This window comes from Tenacibaculum sp. HL-MS23 (assembly GCF_032463465.1).
In the GTDB taxonomy this organism is placed as follows: domain Bacteria; phylum Bacteroidota; class Bacteroidia; order Flavobacteriales; family Flavobacteriaceae; genus Polaribacter; species Polaribacter bernardetii.
The window spans coordinates 2,106,032-2,123,109 of the sequence record NZ_CP135989.1; the positions used below are offsets into that span (position 1 = coordinate 2,106,032).

At 31.4% G+C, this 17,078-nt stretch carries 19 protein-coding genes; 6 read left to right on the forward strand and 13 right to left on the reverse strand.

Annotated elements, in window-relative coordinates; translation table 11 throughout:
• The 3 genes from atpH to atpG all read left to right on the forward strand — a co-directional run bounded on the left by atpH (position 1) and on the right by atpG (position 3,091).
• Entirely contained in the window at positions 1-558 is a 558-nt protein-coding gene (gene atpH, locus RRF68_RS09810; RefSeq protein WP_218771949.1) for an ATP synthase F1 subunit delta, read from the forward strand.
• 19 nt (positions 559-577) lie between these two features.
• Positions 578-2,158, forward strand: a complete 1,581-nt coding sequence (gene atpA, locus RRF68_RS09815; RefSeq protein WP_218771950.1) for a F0F1 ATP synthase subunit alpha — start codon at positions 578-580, stop codon at positions 2,156-2,158.
• 72 nt (positions 2,159-2,230) lie between these two features.
• Positions 2,231-3,091 carry an ATP synthase F1 subunit gamma gene (gene atpG / locus RRF68_RS09820; protein ID WP_218771951.1) on the forward strand — a complete coding sequence of 287 codons (861 nt, stop codon included), beginning with the start codon at positions 2,231-2,233 and terminating at the stop codon, positions 3,089-3,091.
• 63 nt (positions 3,092-3,154) lie between these two features.
• Here atpG and RRF68_RS09825 read toward each other — a convergent pair whose 3' ends face one another.
• Complete coding sequence (locus RRF68_RS09825) at positions 3,155-4,492, reverse strand: cytochrome-c peroxidase (protein ID WP_315944230.1); 1,338 nt, start codon at positions 4,490-4,492, stop codon at positions 3,155-3,157.
• 94 nt (positions 4,493-4,586) lie between these two features.
• Positions 4,587-6,359, reverse strand: coding sequence for a 1-deoxy-D-xylulose-5-phosphate synthase (gene dxs, locus RRF68_RS09830; RefSeq protein ID WP_315944231.1), 1,773 nt, complete (start codon positions 6,357-6,359; stop codon positions 4,587-4,589).
• A gap of 38 nt (positions 6,360-6,397) precedes the next feature.
• Here dxs and rsmI point away from each other — a divergent pair, with 38 nt between their 5' ends.
• Positions 6,398-7,069: a 16S rRNA (cytidine(1402)-2'-O)-methyltransferase gene (gene rsmI, locus RRF68_RS09835; protein ID WP_315944232.1), complete on the forward strand. Its 672-nt coding sequence runs from the start codon at positions 6,398-6,400 to the stop codon at positions 7,067-7,069.
• A 124-nt stretch (positions 7,070-7,193) separates the two neighbouring features.
• Here the strand turns inward: rsmI and RRF68_RS09840 are convergent, their stop codons facing one another.
• From RRF68_RS09840 to RRF68_RS09865, 6 genes are read right to left on the reverse strand one after another with little or no spacing between them, the layout of a single operon-like run.
• Positions 7,194-7,892, reverse strand: coding sequence for a hypothetical protein (locus tag RRF68_RS09840; RefSeq protein WP_218771955.1), 699 nt, complete (start codon positions 7,890-7,892; stop codon positions 7,194-7,196).
• The gene (locus RRF68_RS09845; RefSeq protein ID WP_315944233.1) at positions 7,893-8,588 is read right to left on the reverse strand and encodes a hypothetical protein; all 696 of its coding nucleotides are present in this window, start codon (positions 8,586-8,588) and stop codon (positions 7,893-7,895) included.
• Between the two features lie 3 nt (positions 8,589-8,591).
• Positions 8,592-9,149: a hypothetical protein gene (locus RRF68_RS09850; protein WP_315944234.1), complete on the reverse strand. Its 558-nt coding sequence runs from the start codon at positions 9,147-9,149 to the stop codon at positions 8,592-8,594.
• Positions 9,142-9,270, reverse strand: a complete 129-nt coding sequence (locus RRF68_RS09855; RefSeq protein WP_315944235.1) for a hypothetical protein — start codon at positions 9,268-9,270, stop codon at positions 9,142-9,144. Before RRF68_RS09855 ends, RRF68_RS09850 begins: the two co-directional genes overlap by 8 nt.
• Positions 9,271-9,274: 4 nt before the next feature.
• Positions 9,275-9,934, reverse strand: a complete 660-nt coding sequence (locus RRF68_RS09860; RefSeq protein WP_315944236.1) for a hypothetical protein — start codon at positions 9,932-9,934, stop codon at positions 9,275-9,277.
• 1 nt (position 9,935) lies between these two features.
• On the reverse strand, positions 9,936-10,274 hold the full coding sequence (locus RRF68_RS09865; RefSeq protein ID WP_260585497.1) for a PadR family transcriptional regulator: 339 nt from the start codon (positions 10,272-10,274) through the stop codon (positions 9,936-9,938).
• 203 nt (positions 10,275-10,477) lie between these two features.
• On the opposite strand from RRF68_RS09865, the gene RRF68_RS09870 reads away from it, so the two are divergent.
• Both RRF68_RS09870 and RRF68_RS09875 read left to right on the forward strand, forming a co-directional pair.
• A complete protein-coding gene (locus RRF68_RS09870; RefSeq protein ID WP_315944237.1) occupies positions 10,478-11,527 on the forward strand; it encodes a ferredoxin--NADP reductase in 1,050 nt (349 codons plus the stop codon).
• Positions 11,528-11,552: 25 nt separating this feature from the next.
• Positions 11,553-12,236, forward strand: coding sequence for a LysE family translocator (locus RRF68_RS09875; RefSeq protein WP_275316011.1), 684 nt, complete (start codon positions 11,553-11,555; stop codon positions 12,234-12,236).
• On the opposite strand, the gene mgtE is transcribed toward RRF68_RS09875, so the two are convergent.
• The 5 genes from mgtE to RRF68_RS09900 all read right to left on the reverse strand — a co-directional run bounded on the left by mgtE (position 12,233) and on the right by RRF68_RS09900 (position 17,063).
• A complete protein-coding gene (gene mgtE, locus RRF68_RS09880) occupies positions 12,233-13,582 on the reverse strand; it encodes a magnesium transporter (RefSeq protein WP_218771964.1) in 1,350 nt (449 codons plus the stop codon). The two genes, RRF68_RS09875 and mgtE, sit on opposite strands and share 4 nt — an antisense overlap.
• 77 nt (positions 13,583-13,659) lie before the next feature.
• Positions 13,660-14,463 carry a 16S rRNA (adenine(1518)-N(6)/adenine(1519)-N(6))-dimethyltransferase RsmA gene (rsmA, locus tag RRF68_RS09885; RefSeq protein WP_275316013.1) on the reverse strand — a complete coding sequence of 268 codons (804 nt, stop codon included), beginning with the start codon at positions 14,461-14,463 and terminating at the stop codon, positions 13,660-13,662.
• 225 nt (positions 14,464-14,688) lie between these two features.
• Positions 14,689-14,877, reverse strand: a complete 189-nt coding sequence (locus tag RRF68_RS09890; RefSeq protein ID WP_315944238.1) for a hypothetical protein — start codon at positions 14,875-14,877, stop codon at positions 14,689-14,691.
• Positions 14,878-14,879: 2 nt separating this feature from the next.
• Positions 14,880-15,209, reverse strand: coding sequence for a DUF4286 family protein (locus tag RRF68_RS09895; protein WP_218771966.1), 330 nt, complete (start codon positions 15,207-15,209; stop codon positions 14,880-14,882).
• Between the two features lie 75 nt (positions 15,210-15,284).
• Complete coding sequence (locus RRF68_RS09900; RefSeq protein ID WP_315944239.1) at positions 15,285-17,063, reverse strand: tetratricopeptide repeat protein; 1,779 nt, start codon at positions 17,061-17,063, stop codon at positions 15,285-15,287.
• Positions 17,064-17,078: the final 15 nt, after the last annotated feature.

Genomic DNA, 17,078 nt, shown 5'->3' on the forward strand with positions numbered 1-17,078 from the left:
ATGAAAGGAGCAAGACCAGCATTACGTTACGCAAAAGCAATATTAAATCTTGCTAAAGAAACTAATAGTGATTCTTTAGTAAACGATAATATGAAGTTTATCGCAGGTACTATTGCAGATAGTAATGATTTAAAAAGAATGCTTAAAAGCCCTGTGGTTAAAGCTACAGAGAAACATAAGGTTTTACTAGCGCTTTTTGGTGATAAAGTAAATACTATTGTTAAGGGTTTATTTAACTTGTTAGAAGAAAATAAACGTATGATCATGTTAGAATCTATTGCAAAGCAATATGCTCTTATTTATGATCAGGATAATAAAATACAAGTAGCTAAAGTTACTACAGCAGTAGTTTTAACAAAAGAATTAGAAGATAAAATACAAGCAAAGATTGTAGAAATTACAGGAAATAGCGCAGGTATAGAAAATATAGTAAATCCGAATATTATAGGAGGATTTATTTTACGTGTTGGAGATGTGCAGTATGATGCAAGTATTTCTAATCAATTCAACGAGTTAAGAAGAGAATTTGACAATAGTCATTATATTCCACAAATTTAATTACATCAAATTATAAAAGATGGCGGCAATTAAACCAGCTGAAGTTTCAGCAATTTTAAAGGAACAATTAACAAATTTCGAAGCGAAAGCAACGTTAAACGAAGTAGGTACAGTATTACAAGTAGGTGATGGTATTGCTCGTGTTTACGGTTTATCTAATGTAGAATACGGTGAATTAGTAGAATTCGATGGCGGATTAGAAGGTATCGTATTAAACTTAGAAGATGATAATGCAGGTGTTGTATTATTAGGAACTTCAACAACAGTAAGAGAAGGTTCTACAGTAAAGCGTACAAAACGTATTGCTTCTTTAAGAGCAGGTGAAGGTATTGTTGGTCGTGTTGTTAACACATTAGGTCAGCCTATTGATGGTAAAGGACCAATTGAAGGTACTACTTACGAAATGCCTTTAGAGCGTAGAGCTCCTGGAGTTATTTATCGTGAGCCAGTAACTGAACCAATGCAAACTGGTATTAAATCTATTGATGCAATGATTCCTGTAGGTCGTGGTCAACGAGAGTTGATTATTGGTGACCGTCAAACTGGTAAATCAACAGTTGCAATTGATACCATTTTAAATCAAAAAGAATTTTACGATGCTGGGCAACCAGTATATTGTATATACGTAGCTATCGGTCAGAAAGCTTCAACAGTAGCAGCTATTGCTAATATGTTGGAAGAAAGAGGCGCAATGGCTTATACTACAATCGTAGCAGCAAATGCATCAGATCCTGCAGCAATGCAAGTATATGCACCATTTGCTGGAGCTGCAATTGGAGAGTTTTTTAGAGATACAGGTAGACCAGCTTTAATTGTATTTGATGATTTATCAAAACAAGCAGTAGCATACCGTGAGATTTCTTTATTATTAAGAAGACCACCGGGACGTGAGGCATATCCTGGAGATGTATTTTACTTACACTCAAGATTATTAGAGCGTGCTGCAAAATTAATCAATGATGATAAGATTGCTAGTGAAATGAACGATTTACCAGATTCTTTAAAAGGAATTGTAAAAGGTGGAGGTTCTTTAACTGCATTACCAATTATTGAAACACAAGCAGGAGACGTTTCAGCATATATTCCAACAAACGTAATTTCGATTACTGATGGACAAATTTTCTTAGATGGAGATTTATTTAACTCTGGTGTTCGTCCAGCAATTAACGTAGGTATTTCTGTATCTCGTGTTGGTGGTAACGCTCAGATTAAAGCAATGAAAAAAGTATCTGGTACGTTAAAATTAGATCAAGCCCAATATCGTGAATTAGAAGCATTCGCTAAGTTTGGTTCTGATTTAGATGCAGCTACTATGAATGTGATTTCTAAAGGTCAACGTAATGTTGAAATCTTAAAGCAAGCACAAAACGATCCTTATACTGTTGAAGACCAAATTTCAATCATTTATGCAGGTTCTAAGAACTTGTTAAGAGATGTACCAGTAGAAAAGGTAAAAGAATTTGAAAGAGATTATATCGAGTATTTAAATGCAAAGCATAGAGATACTTTAGATACTTTAAAAGCAGGTAAATTAACTGATGAAGTAATTGATACTTTAACAGCAGCTGCAAAAGAAGTTTCAGCAAAATTTTCAGCTTAATAAAAGACTTTAATTTTAAGTATTGAGAAATTGTTTCTCAATACTTAAAATTTAATACTCAACACTATTCGTATGGCGAATTTAAAAGAAATACGTAACAGAATTACTTCGATTAAATCAACAATGCAGATTACCTCTGCCATGAAAATGGTATCGGCTGCAAAGTTAAAGAAAGCTCAAGATGCAATTACAGCAATGCGCCCGTATTCATCTAAGCTTACTGAATTATTACAAAGCTTAAGCGCTACTTTAGATAGTGATGCTAGTGGAGAGTATTCAACACAAAGAGAAGTACAGAATGTATTACTAGTTGCAGTTACTTCAAACAGAGGTTTGTGTGGTGGTTTTAATTCTTCTATTGTTAAAGAAACAATTAAAACTATCGATAATAAATACAATGGTGTAACTGTTGATTTATTAACGATTGGTAAAAAAGGGAATGATATTTTATCGAAAGAGCACAATGTTATTGAAAACAGAAGTGATATCTATGATGATTTAACTTTTGATAACGTTGCTGAAATTGCTGAAAAGTTGATGAATTTATATGTAGTTGGTTCTTATGATAAAATAGAACTTGTTTATAATCAATTTAAAAACGCAGCAACACAAATTCCACAGGTTGAGCAATTCTTACCAATTGAACCAGTAGAAAGTGATGAAAACGTAACTTTAGATTATCTTTTTGAGCCTTCTAAAGAAGAAATTGTTTTAGAGTTGATTCCTAAATCATTAAAAACACAATTGTATAAAGCAATTCGCGATTCTTTCGCTTCAGAGCACGGTGCTCGTATGACAGCAATGCATAAAGCAACCGATAATGCAACTGAATTACGTGATGAGTTATTATTAACATATAACAAAGCGCGTCAGGCAGCAATTACTAACGAAATCCTTGAGATTGTTGGTGGTGCAGAAGCTTTAAATAATTAAGAAAATAGTATTCTATTAAAAAAAACCGAAACATTTATGTTTCGGTTTTTTTATTATATTCTTTTAATTACAAATATCTTCTTGTGATTGTACATCGTTATTAGGAATACAATTGTCCGACAATACCCTTTCTGGTGTATATCTTTTTAAGTTTTTGTCATCCAAGCTTTTTTCTACAAAAAGTGTAATTAAATTTACTTCTTCTTCAGATAAATTAAGAGGTTTAAATCGTGTATCTAAACTAGTATCGGGTACATCTTGATTTTCTTTTATACCGTTGTTTTTATAAGCTATAATTTCTTTTATTGATGTAAATGATGATCCATGACCATAAAAACCATTGTATTTTACACTATATAATTGTGGTACTTTAAACTTGTAGTTATCATTTGTATTTTGTGTAAAGCCACCACGTCCTTTTTTAGTAGCTTCATCTACAGGGCTTCCTAGAATGTCTCCGCCTTCTAAATCTTTCATTCCTAAAGCGATAAAATCCATCGAGTTTAAGGACGGTCCACTATGACATTGATAACATTTTCCTTTGTCAAAAAATAAAATAGCCCCTTTTTTTTCAGTATTTGTCATTGCATTTAGATCACCTTTTAACCACTCTTGAAAAGGAGCTTCATTTGCTATCACTGTTCTTTCATAAGCAGCAATTGCTAATCCGGCATTTTTAAAAGTATAGCGCTTTTCTTCATTTACATTAGCAAAAGCATCGTCAAATAATGTTTTATAACCTAAATTTTCAATTAAAGAAGAATTTATTTCAAGTCTATGAACAGTTAAACCTGCAATGGCTTGTGTTTCTAAGCCTTCAAAGCCTAAATTATTGGTTTCTTTGGGTGTTCCTGTTGTCCATTGTGCCTGAGTGTTTATATTCATCCCTGTAGCACCAAACTGACCATTCCAAAGAGTTACTTTTTGATAGGCACTGTTTAATATTGTTGGCGATTTTATAGGTTGTACATCTACCATTTCATTGGTATAATTTTCGGCCATTGTTCTTATTTCACCTGAAGCTCCAAATCCGAAACCTCCATCACCAATAGCTTGTTTTTTACACGATTGAAAACCTGCCTTAGCATGATGACAGCTTGCGCATGAATACGTACCAATACCATCAGTATGTTTAGGGCTTTGTGCCAACGCAGTTTCGTGAAACAATAACTTACCTAAAATAACTTTCGCTTCTGTAATTGGATTCTTAGGGTCTTGCGGAATTTTGGAGTAGTCATTGCTTGATGGCAATATAAAATAGGATTTTTCAGAATTACCAGCTCTTTTAAAGAGGAGTTCACTTAGTTGAGTATCAATTTTCGAAACAGGTAAATAATTTTCCTCGTTGTTACACGACACAATTACGAATGTGCATATAACTAATTGTATTAGTTTTTTCATGATTTTATATACGGGGAAAGGTTAGTGGATAATGAGGTGTGCTCAAATTTACTTACTAACTAATAGAATAAAAAAGGAAAATCCCTGATAAAGCTTAGTTTAATAACTGTTTTATCATGGTTTGAATAGAAATTGAATCTATACCACAAGCTTTTTGCAGCTCATTAACAGTTCCATGATCTATAAATTTATCAGGAATACCTAAAAGTTTTATAAAGCCTTTGTAGTTTTGTTCTGAAGCATATTCTAAAATAGCAGTACCAAATCCGCCAGTTATAGTTCCGTCTTCTACAGTAATTATTTTATCAAATTGATTAAAAACACTATTTAAAAGCGTTTTATCTAAAGGTTTTACAAATCGCATATCGTAATGCGCCACTTCTTTGCTGTTTTCTAACTGATGTATAGCGTTTGAAACGTTGTTAGCTATGGTTCCTATAGAAAGTATTGCTATTTCATTTCCTTCTTTTAAACAGGTGCTTTTTCCTGTTTGAATTTTTTCAAAAGGAAGTTGCCATTTTTCTAGTTTTCCATAGCCTCTCGGATACCGAATTGCAATCGGATTTTCTAAGCCCAATTGAGCTGTAAATAAAATGTTTCGCAGTTCAATTTCGTTACGAGGCGCAAATATGATTAAATTCGGGATACAACGTAAATAGGCCAAATCGAATACTCCGTGATGTGTTGCACCGTCTTCACCAACCAAACCAGCTCTGTCTAAACAAAATATTACTGGTAGTTTTTGCAAGGCAACATCGTGAATTATTTGATCGTAAGAGCGCTGTAAAAAAGTAGAATAAATATTACAAAACGGAATAATACCTTGCGTTGTCATACCAGCCGCCAAAGTAACAGCATGTTGTTCGGCAATACCAACATCAAAAGTACGGTCGGGAAATTCATCTAACATTCGTTTTAAAGAACTTCCGCTTAACATGGCAGGTGTAATACCTACTATTTTTTTATTTTTATGTGCTAACTCGACAATTGTTTTTCCGAAAACATCCTGAAATTTTGTAAATTTACTTGCTTCTTTAGGTAAAACATCTCCCGATATTTTATCAAATTTACCTGGCGCATGGTATTTTACTTGATCTAGTTCTGCTTGTCGCAGTCCTTTTCCTTTGGTGGTAATTACATGTAATAATTTTGGACCATCAATTTGCTTCAATCTATTTAATTCTGATAAGAGCTCTTCAAAATTATGGCCATCAATAGGTCCGGAGTAATTAAAATTTAATCCTTCAAAAATATTGTGCTGCTCAATATCAGCCCTTGGTGATTTTATCCGAGTTAAATAATCTTTTAAAGCGCCTACCGAAGGATCGATACCAATAGCATTGTCATTTAAAATGACTAGTAAATTGGCATTCGTATCGCCAGCATGGTTTAAGGCTTCAAAAGCCATTCCGCTAGCAATAGAAGCGTCACCGATAATAGCAATATGATGTTTGTTACTTCCTTGTAATTTAGAAGCAATTGCCATACCCAAAGCTGCAGAAATTGATGTAGACGAATGCCCAACACCAAAAGTGTCGTATTCACTTTCGCTTCGTTTTGGGAATCCTGAAATTCCACCTAACTGCCTGTTGGTATGAAAAATATCTTTTCGGCCTGTTAAAATTTTATGTCCGTATGCCTGGTGCCCAACATCCCAAACTAATTGATCGTTTGGAGTGTCAAACAAATAATGCAAGGCAATAGTAAGTTCTATTACACCTAAACTTGCGCCTAAATGACCTTCTTTAGTTGCAATTACATCAATAATAAAGTCACGCAATTCTTTTGCCAATAACGGCAAATCATCAGCAGACAAACGCCTTACATCCGAAGGAAAATAAATATTTTTTAACAGCTTTTTTGGCATAGCACAAATGTACTAAAACTTTGTTGTAGCTTTGCCGTATGAGCAAATTGTATTTGGTGCCAACACCTATTGGAAATTTAGAAGATATTACCTTAAGAGCACTTAGAATCTTAAAAGAAGTTGATTTTATTTTAGCGGAAGACACGCGTACAAGTGGTAAGTTATTAAAGCATTTTGAGATTGCTACACAAATGTACAGCCATCATATGCATAACGAACATAAATCGGTAGATGGTGTTTTAAATCGATTAAAAAATGGTGAAACATGTGCTTTAATTTCTGATGCTGGAACGCCTGCAATTTCTGATCCTGGTTTTTTATTAACCAGAGCTTGTGTGCAACAAAATATTGAAGTGGAATGTTTGCCTGGTGCTACCGCTTTTGTACCTGCATTGGTAAATTCGGGCTTACCGAATGATAAATTTGTTTTCGAAGGATTTTTACCTGTAAAAAAAGGACGACAAACACGTTTAAACTTGTTAGCGGAAGAAACGCGTACCATGATTTTTTATGAGAGTCCGCATAAATTATTAAAAACATTAGCTCATTTTTCAGAATATTTTGGAGAAGATAGACAAGTGTCAGTTTCTAGAGAATTGACAAAAATGTTTGAAGAAACCAAGCGAGGAACAGTAGTAGAAGTTTTATCATATTATACAGCGAAGCCTGCAAAAGGCGAGATTGTTATTGTTGTGGATGGTAAAAAGTAAATAATCTTCATTCTCGATACAAATTTTATTCATTTCAATCCTGAAATTCACTCGAATTGACAAGAATGAATAAAAATGTCAGTTCGAGTGATTTTGAGGCACGAAAAATTGTATCGAGAACTTATTAAGTCAGTTTATATTCTGGATAATGATTAGCTAGTAATTCTTCTGATTTGTTTGGAATCACGATTAGGGTGATATAACCAATCAAAATTATTAAAACGATTAAAGCTGCGGAAAACCAACGACTAAACTCATTCATTTCAATAAAACCAGTATCGTGTGGTAAAAACCAATCATAGGTGTAAAACATAATTATAGCTAAGTTTCCTAAACTCTGTCTTAAATAAATATCTTCTAATAGCCATTTTTTACCCGTTAATGCCCCTTTTTTTTTGATTTTTCTTTTTGAATGAAACATTTTAATTGTTTCTAAAAAGATAACACTAAAAAAAACTCCAGTATAAATATAATAGGCACTGGGTGCTTGTTGCAGTACATAAAACAGTGCTATAAAACAAAAAGTAAGTATAATTTTAGGCAATCGAAACCATTGTTTTACAAAACTTAAAATAAGCCTAAAGTATTTTTTATTTAATTGCACTATTTTTTGATCAACAACATCCATAAACCCGAAAATTCCGAATTTTTTAAAAGAAACATCGCGCGCTTGCTCAAAAGATAATGTAGGTTGTTCTGCTAATATTTTTTCAATGTCATTAGCTAAATGATCTACCAATTCGGTTTGCACGTCGTAATGCTCAACATAATGCTGACGCGTGAATTTGTATAAATTATCTATGTTTTGTTCGGTTAGTTTCATTTATCGAGCGATTTTATATTCAGGATAATGTTCTTCTAATAATTGTTCTGCTTTTTGCGGAATAACAATCAACGTTACATACGAATATATAATAGCTGATGTTAAAAACAGCGCAATAAAAAATGCAGCTGTACTAGAAGGTGTATCATTTATTGCTTGGTTTATAAAATGCGGTATGTTCGAGCCAACCATAACACCGCCAAAACTAGCTACATTAAAAAGAGTGTCTTCTAACATCCATTTCTTATTATTTTTTGCAAAACGATTTTTAACTTCTTTTTGTAGTTTATGTACAATGTATAAATCAATAATAGCAAGGCAAATTACAGAAGTAATACATAAATAAAGGCCAGCTTTAAATTGTAAACAGCAAAAATAGAAAGCGAAAACACTTGTGGTTACAACTATTTTAGGAAATTGAAACCATTCTTTTACATAACGCCACAAAATGGTTTTGTATTTTTTTCCTAACTGCCTTTGTTTTTTCTCAACAACATCCATAAACCCAAAAATTCCGAATTTTTTAAAAGAAATATCGCGTGCTTGCTCAAAAGATAAGGTTGGCTTTTCATCCCAGATTTGTTCAATGTCATTAGCTAAATGATCTACCAATTCGGTTTGCACATCGTAATGCTCAACATAATGCTGACGCGTGAATTTGTATAAATTATCTATATTTTGTTCGGTGAGTTTCATGTTTTAAATAAATGCATTTGGGTATTGTTTTTGTATTTGTTGTCTGTTTTCTTGGTATACATATTCCATGCTCCAATACAATAATAGCATCAACACAAAAACACCCAAATGAATATTGTTATAGCCATTATTTAAAAAGCTTTTATCAGTCCTAAAAGAAAGAATACAGTTAAATAAAATAAACATATTGCTTACTATTTGATAAAATAATGTCATTCTGTTTAAAGTTAAAAACTCCTCTTTTTTTCGTTTATGATTGATAAATATTCGAATACCTAATTGAAGAATCATTACAAAACCTAAGCCTGTTAATACCCTAAAAAAAGTTTTTACATCATTAAAATAAGTCATCATTTTATACAATAATAAGTAACAGCAAATTGTAATAATGATTTTAGGAAGTTTAAAAAACGATGTGAAATTTACGATAGTTTGTTTTATAAAACGATTGTGCGTTGTTTTTGTCTTTGTTTCTAATAACCTTTTAAATCCGCGATCGCTAAATTTTTTATGCTCTTCAATAATTGTTTCTTTAAAATCTAAATCAGGATTTTCATCCAAACGAAGTTCTAATTATTGAAGCAAAATGATCTATAATTTCTGTTTTTACATCGTAGTATTTTATTCCGCAAACAGTAATGTAATTATCAATTTCTTGTATTTGTAGGTTTGTTAATTCCATAGTGTTAGTCTAACAAGTGTTTATATTTTTTAAGTATTTCTTTTCTTTTTTCTAACAAAACTATAATTGCAGAAAAATATAAGATAACACCTATAAAAGTGTATGTTAAAAACCAAAATCGGTTCTCTTTTAAATAATCAGAAATAAAGCTAAAGCACTGCAAAAATAGCATAGGTAAAAGCATAATATTTGCTAAGTATTTAAAAGAAACTAATTTTTTAATTTTTTTGTTTTTGTGATACATAATTACAAAACCTGTTATCATAGGTAACGCGATTAAGCTTACAAAAACTCCCGCTAAATCTTTATTAGAAAAACTAAAGTGAATAAAAAATAAATATAAAAACGCAAATAATAAAGCTGTAAATGGTAAGTGTTTTAAATTATAAAAAAAACTAAAAAACTGTTTGTATAACTCTTTTTGATATTCCCAATGAATTGCTTCTTCTTTATTTTTTAGGCTACCAGTGTATTTGAAAATAAAATGAGATTTGGTTGACAAATACTGCGATAAATTTCCATCTTCAGTGGTTGCTTCAAAATCATTAATTAAATGATCCATCAATTCATAAACATCTTCAGGTTCAGTGAATTTCTTTTTTCTTTTGATGTAACCTTCCAAAAAAGTCAATTGCTTTTCCGTGATTTCGTATTTGTTTTCCATCTTACTCCAAGCTAAATTTAGGATTCACCAATTGCTGCATTGTTTTTAAAAACTCTTGCATTTCCTCCAATTTATTGGCAGTTTCTTTGGTGCCGCTTTCGGTAAGTTTGTAGTATTTGCGTAAACGATTTCCCACTTTAGCAACTTCTACATCTAACAAACCTTCGGCTTCTAATTTATGTAAGGCAGGGTACAAAGCACCTTCGGTAATCTTTAACTCCCCTTTGGTTAGTTCTTTTACTTTTTGTGTAATTTCATAACCATACATTTTGTCATTTTGTGCCAATAGCTTTAAAATGATGGTTTGTAACGAACCTTTATATAATTTCTGATTTCCCATTTTTATTGTTTTAGTTATTACGAGTAAGTAATCTTTACTAAATGATAAGATTGCTTCATTTTATTCGCAATGACATTCTAAATTAGTCGCAACAAATATACATAATTTTCTTATGTATAATAATCTTAGGTATTGTTTTTTATGTTATTCCTAACAAAAGGTTCGTTTAGTATTGCTTATTTTTGTATTTCTAAATACAATACATGTCTACATTTCATAATCTAACAATAGAAAAAATAATTAAAGAAACTGCCGATGCTGTTTCTATCTTATTTACAATTCCTGACGAACTAAAAGAAGCATATTCTTTTGTAGCGGGTCAGTATATAACCATAAAAACTAAAATAAACGATAAAGAAATACGAAGAGCGTATTCTATCTGTGCATCACCAAATAGCAATCAGGTTAAAGTAGCGGTTAAAGCGGTAGAGAAAGGAACATTTTCTACCTATGCAACTACAAAGCTGAAAGAAAACACCTCAATAGAAATTTCTGAACCAGAAGGTAAGTTTATATTAGAGCCTGCGGCGGATAAAAATTACATCGCTTTTGCAGCGGGTAGTGGAATAACACCAGTTTTATCGATGATAAAAGCAGTGTTAGAAAACGAGCCAACAGCAACATTTACCTTAGTTTTTGGTAATAAAAAAGCAGAAACAACTATCTTTTTTGATGAGTTAAATGCGTTGGAAACACAATATCCTACACAATTTAACTTGCATTATATTTTTAGTCAAGAAGTTCGTAATAATAGTAAGTTCGGAAGAATAGATATTAATCATATAAATTATTTTATGAAAAATATTCATAAAGATATTTCTTTTGATACCGCTTATTTATGTGGACCAGAAGCTATGATTAATTTGGTTTCAGAAACATTACAAGAAAACGATTTTAAGAAAGAAAGTATTCATTTCGAATTATTTACAGCAAGTACAACAGAAGATGAAATTCCTATTATGTATCCTGATGGGAAATCTGAAATCACAGTATTGTTAGATGATGAAGAAACTACTTTTTCGATGGAGAAAACAGATACTATTTTATCAGCTTCTTTACGTAATAAGCTAGATGCTCCGTATTCTTGTCAAGGAGGAGTTTGTAGCAGTTGTATTGCAAAAGTTACAGAAGGAAGAGCAGTAATGTCTAAAAACTCTATTTTAACAGATGATGAATTAGTAGAAGGTTTTATTTTAACCTGTATGGCGCATCCAACAACACCAAAAGTAGTAGTTGATTTTGATGATGTATAGCCATTAAAAATTATATTTTTATAAAATGGATTTTTACGATTTTAAAAACGCCTTTTTAGTAGGTGTTTTCATGGCTTTTATGATTGGGCCAGTATTTTTTATGCTTTTAAAAACAAGTGTTTTAAAAGGAGCAAGGGCAGCTATTGCTTTTGATATTGGTGTGATTTTAGGCGATATCTCTTTTATGTTAATTGCCTATTTTGGTAGTAGAAGTTTATTAGAAAAAATTAAAGACGACCCGAGGTTATTTCTTGTTGGTGGTCTTGTGCTTATTATTTACGGATTGATAACGTATTTAGATAAAAACAACAAAAAAGAATCGGAAGCGCCAGATGTAGTTTTACCTGCCAGTAATAATTATATAAAATTATTATTAAAAGGATTCTTTTTAAACTTTATAAATATAGGTGTACTTGCCTTTTGGTTAGGTTTAATTGTAGTTGTTGGCCCTACTTACGATATGAATCCGAAGTATTTATTTTGGTATTTTGGTACCGTAATTTTAGGTTATGCAGTTACCGATTTAGGTAAAATACTACTTGCAAAACAACTGAAAAACAAATTAACGCCTTTAGTTATATACAGAATAAAACGTGGAATGGGTGTTTTATTAATCGTATTCGGAGCCGCATTAATGCTAAAAGGTTTTATACCTAAAGATCAAATTGATACTTTATTTGAAGGTGTAAAAGTTGCACAATTTTTTTAGAAACCAATAATCATTTTTGCAATTCCGAAATAAATAAGAATTCCGAAAATATCATTACTTGTTGTAATAAATGGTCCTGTTGCAATTGCAGGATCTATACCTCGTTTATCTAAAAATAACGGAATAAAAGTTCCTATTAAACCTGCTACAATTATCACCACAAAAAGTGACGTAGAAATAGCAGCTGCGACTTTTATATCTTGTTCGGTTATAAAAATAAATAAGAATAATAAAATAGCTAACGCTAATCCATTTACCATTGCTAAAGAAACTTCTTTTAATAATCTGCTAGTAATACTACCTCTTATATCATCATTAGCAATTCCTTGTACAATAATTGCAGATGATTGCACACCAACATTACCAGCCATTGCCGCAATTAACGGTGTAAACATAAATAAGATTGCATTATCTACCATAGCACCTTCAAAAACTCCCATAATACTTGCTGCTCCAACACCACCCAATAAACCTAAAAATAACCAAGGTAAACGAGCACGTGTTAATTCCCAAATAGTATCATCAGCCTCTACACCTTGTGTAATACCGGCTGCTAATTGGTAATCTTTATCAGCTTCATCTTTTATAACATCTACAATATCATCAATCGTAATTCTACCCACTAAAGCACCTAGTTCATCTACAACGGGTATTGCTTCTAAATCATACTTGCGCATAATATTAGCAACATCTTCGGCTTCATCAGTTACGTTTACAAAATCTACTTTTGGTATGTATACCTCTGCAATTGTTGCCTTTGTAGACGCCATTAATAAGTCTTTTAAAGATAAACGACCCTTAAGCTTGTTATTATCATCAATTACATAAATAGAGTGCACTCTTGTAACTTCTTCTGCTTGAAGGCGCATTTCTTTTACGCAACGCGGAATCGTCCAGTTTTCGTTAACCTTTACTAATTCCTTTGCCATTAATCCACCGGCAGAATTTTCGTCGTAACGTAATAACTCTACAATTTCTTTGGCGTGCTCCTCATCATCAATTTCACGCATTACTGCTTTTTTCCTGTTGTCAGGAAGTTCAGAAATTACGTCGGCAGCATCATCGGTATCAAGTTCATCTATTTCTTCTGCAATTTCTTTTGCAGTTAATTGTTCTAGTATTTTTTCACGAACATCATCATCAACATCCATTAATACTTCAGATGTTGTTTCACTTTTTAATAAACGAATAATGTAAACCGATTCTTCAAAAGGCAATTCGTCTAATATCTCAGCAATATCGGCATGGTGAATTTCCTTAAAGAGCTCTTTAAGACCAGCATCGTTTTTAGTTTCGATGTGTTCGGTTACATTTTCTAGAAGTTCTTGGGTGATTTCAAATGCCATATTTTGCAATTTTAGTCGATAATTTAAATATTCGGAATGGTTAAATTCTGAATAGTAAGTTTTATTTTAAATACTCTTTAGTTACTGTCGTTAGCAATTTTTTGAGTCAACTCTATAAATCGGTTTACCGATAATTGTTCGGGACGCATTGTAAAGATAGGGTCTTCTTTTAAAGAGTCAGAAATATTAAAGGATTTTAGGCTAGAACGCAACATTTTTCTTCTTTGATTAAAAGATGTTTTTACGACTCTGAAAAATAACTTTTCATCAACAGGTAACGTATAATTTTCTTTTCTGATAAGTCTTATAACACCTGAATCTACTTTTGGCGGCGGATTAAAAACGGTTGGCGGAACCGTAAATAAATATTCTACATCATAAAAAGCTTGTGTTAAGACAGACATGATTCCGTAAACTTTACTTCCTTCTTTTTCTGCAATTCTTTTGGCTACTTCTTTTTGAAACATTCCTGCAAATTCAGGAACAAATTCTCTATTTTCTATAGCTTTAAATACAATTTGAGTAGAAATATTATAGGGAAAGTTACCAATAATAGCTACTTGCTTTTCTTTAAAAATATCTACAATATTCTTTTTTAGAAAATCACCTTCAAGAATTTCGAACTTTTTAGCAGTGGTATCCAACTTGATATGTTCTAACGGAAAAGTATCTTTTAAATAGGCAACCGAATCATAATCGAGCTCCATTACCGTAATTTTTGGTTTTTTTTCTAATAAGTATTTCGTTAAAACACCCATTCCAGGACCAATTTCTAATACATCATCATATCCATTTTCGGTTAATGCATCCGCTATTTTTTTAGCAATATCTTCATCGGTTAAAAAATGCTGTCCTAAATGTTTTTTTGCTCTTACTGTCATAGTTTTTATGATAAAAGATTTTGATTGTCGGTAATAACCAATATTTACGTCAACCTGAAGTTGCTTCAGGTACTTAACAAAACATACTGTTTATTATAAAAATGTGATTCTGAAATAAATTCAGAATAACGTGCTGATATTATGTTATAATTAAAACAGATGCTGATTTAAAAATACTAGTAACAAGAGTAAATAAAAATCCTTGTATTGCTATTTTTTAATTAATTATTTCTCGGATTTTTGAATACCGAATGTTATGATTGATGTTGCTACGCCAAAACCACTTAAAAAACCACCAATGGTTTCCCAAGGTTCGGTTCCGTATGTGCAGTAAACTATAATAACACCTAAAACAGTTAGAAAGATACCTGTAAATAATATCTTTTTTCTGTTTTTATAAATTTTCTGTTTCATGTTTAATTACTCGCTTCAACAGGAAAAAATTCATTTATTACTCGTAACTCGGTACGAAAAGCTAGCATTTTATCAGCAAACATTTTAATACTATCAGAACGTAGTTCATTAGCATCGTGTTTGTAATAATCGTCTAAATCTTCACGTGTTTTTGCCGTATATTGTACAGAGTATGTTATTCCGCCCATTTCTTCCTCAACTAAAACTTGTGTTAATTTTGCACTTAAAAAACGACCAGTAGCCAAAACTTTAGGGATGTGGTTTTTTATCCAAACAATCCATTTGTCATGCACACTCTCGTCAATACTTATAGTTACGTTATATATATACATTTTGTTATTTAATGTAAAGATGTAGCAATTATATTTTGCAACAATAAATGTTGCATTAACTTATTGATACATAGGTTAATTAATTTGGTCACCTCTTAGTTTTCTAAACTTTTTACGAGCATCAACTAAATAGATGCTAGAAGCGTGGTCAAAAATAATCTTTTGATAGTATTCTTTAGCCTTTTCGAGGTTATTTAATTTTATATTGTATAATTCTGCTAATTGATAATACGTATCATCAACATAAATTCCTTTTTTATCTAAAGTGATTATTTTATTAAAGCTTAAAATGGCTTCATCGTATTTTTGTTGTTTTACAAAAAGTTTAGCTTGTTTAAACAATGCTTCATCTTCAATAGGTTGGCCTTTGTATTTTGTAATAATCTCGTTTAAAATAGTAATCGCTTCGTTATCTTTATTCTGAAAAGCCAACAAGTCGGCTTTAGCATATTCTTTTAAGCCTGAGGGAATACTATCTTTTGGTTCGTTATCAGAAATTGTTAAAAATAAATTTGCGGCATCGTTAGCAATTAATTGCGTGGCTGAACCTTTTAAAACTTTTAACTGTGCTTTTGCCCATTTAAAATCATGTTTAAAATAAGAGGTTTGTGCAACTTTAAATCGTGCTTCTTGCCCTAAAAAATGATTTTTAAATTTTGTTTGAACTTGAGAAAAATAAATTAATGCCTTGTTAAACTTATTAGTATATACTAAAACCTCGCCTAGTTTAAGTTTTACCATTGCTTTTGTATACCTAGAACTCGCAAAAGTCATTGCTTTTTCTAAAATTTTAGAAGCTTCTTCAGGATTGTTTTTGGTAAATGTTACGTAATTAGCATAGGCTATTTGTGTACGAAACGTGAGTTTGTTAATTCCGTATTCATCAAATACTTCTTTAAAGCGAATGTCAACATCCGTTTGTTTTGTTTCAATAGCTATTTTTAAATTATTATTGATGGCATTAAACTTATCACTCGGATAATTGGTTTTTTCAATCATTAAATCGAAACATTCTTTTGCTGTTTCGTAATCTTCATTGTCTAGTGCTATTTTACCTAATTCAGCAATTTTGCCTAAATTATCAGCATCTCTGGCTAGTAATGCTTTGTGCTGAATAAGTGCTTTATTGTATTGTTTTTGCTTAACAAATAGCCAGGATAATAAAACGTTCCAAATATTTTTTGGATTACTAATTGATTTTCTCAGCAATGCTTTTTTAAATAAAATATTCTTTTCATTTTCGGCATCATCATTAATATATCGGCTTGTAAAACGCTTTACGTTGTTAAGGTAACTTTCGTTTTTATCAACCAAATCAACATACGATTCAAACATTTTAGAGAAGTTTCCTTTTTCACCATAAATTTGCGCTAATTGAAATCCGTAATTCGCATCTGGATTATTTGCCATTACTTTTGTATAGGCTTCAATAGCATAATCTAACTGATTATAATTTTTAAAAAGGCTTGCAATAATATTACCATAAGTACTTCTGTTATCTAAAGATTTAAGAGCAATTTTATATTGTTTATCGGCTTCGATATCATTCTGTTGTCGTTCGAAATTATAACCTCTAATAACATTTAGGTAGCTTAAACTTGGTCTTTCATTTAGTTCTTTTGATAATAAAACTTCAGCGTTCATAAACTGATCTGTTTCTTGGTAACAGGTTACGAGTCTTTTTAGATAAGTGGTGTTATACGGACTTTTATCGTGTAGTTTCTTGTAGAGCTGAATTGCTTTTTCATATTCATTATTTCTAAAATAATTTTCAGCAAGAATAAATTCGTTTTGTTGTGCGTAACAAAATAAACTAAAAATCAGTAAATTAAATAGAATAACAGCTTTTCTCATCAATCAAAAATACAG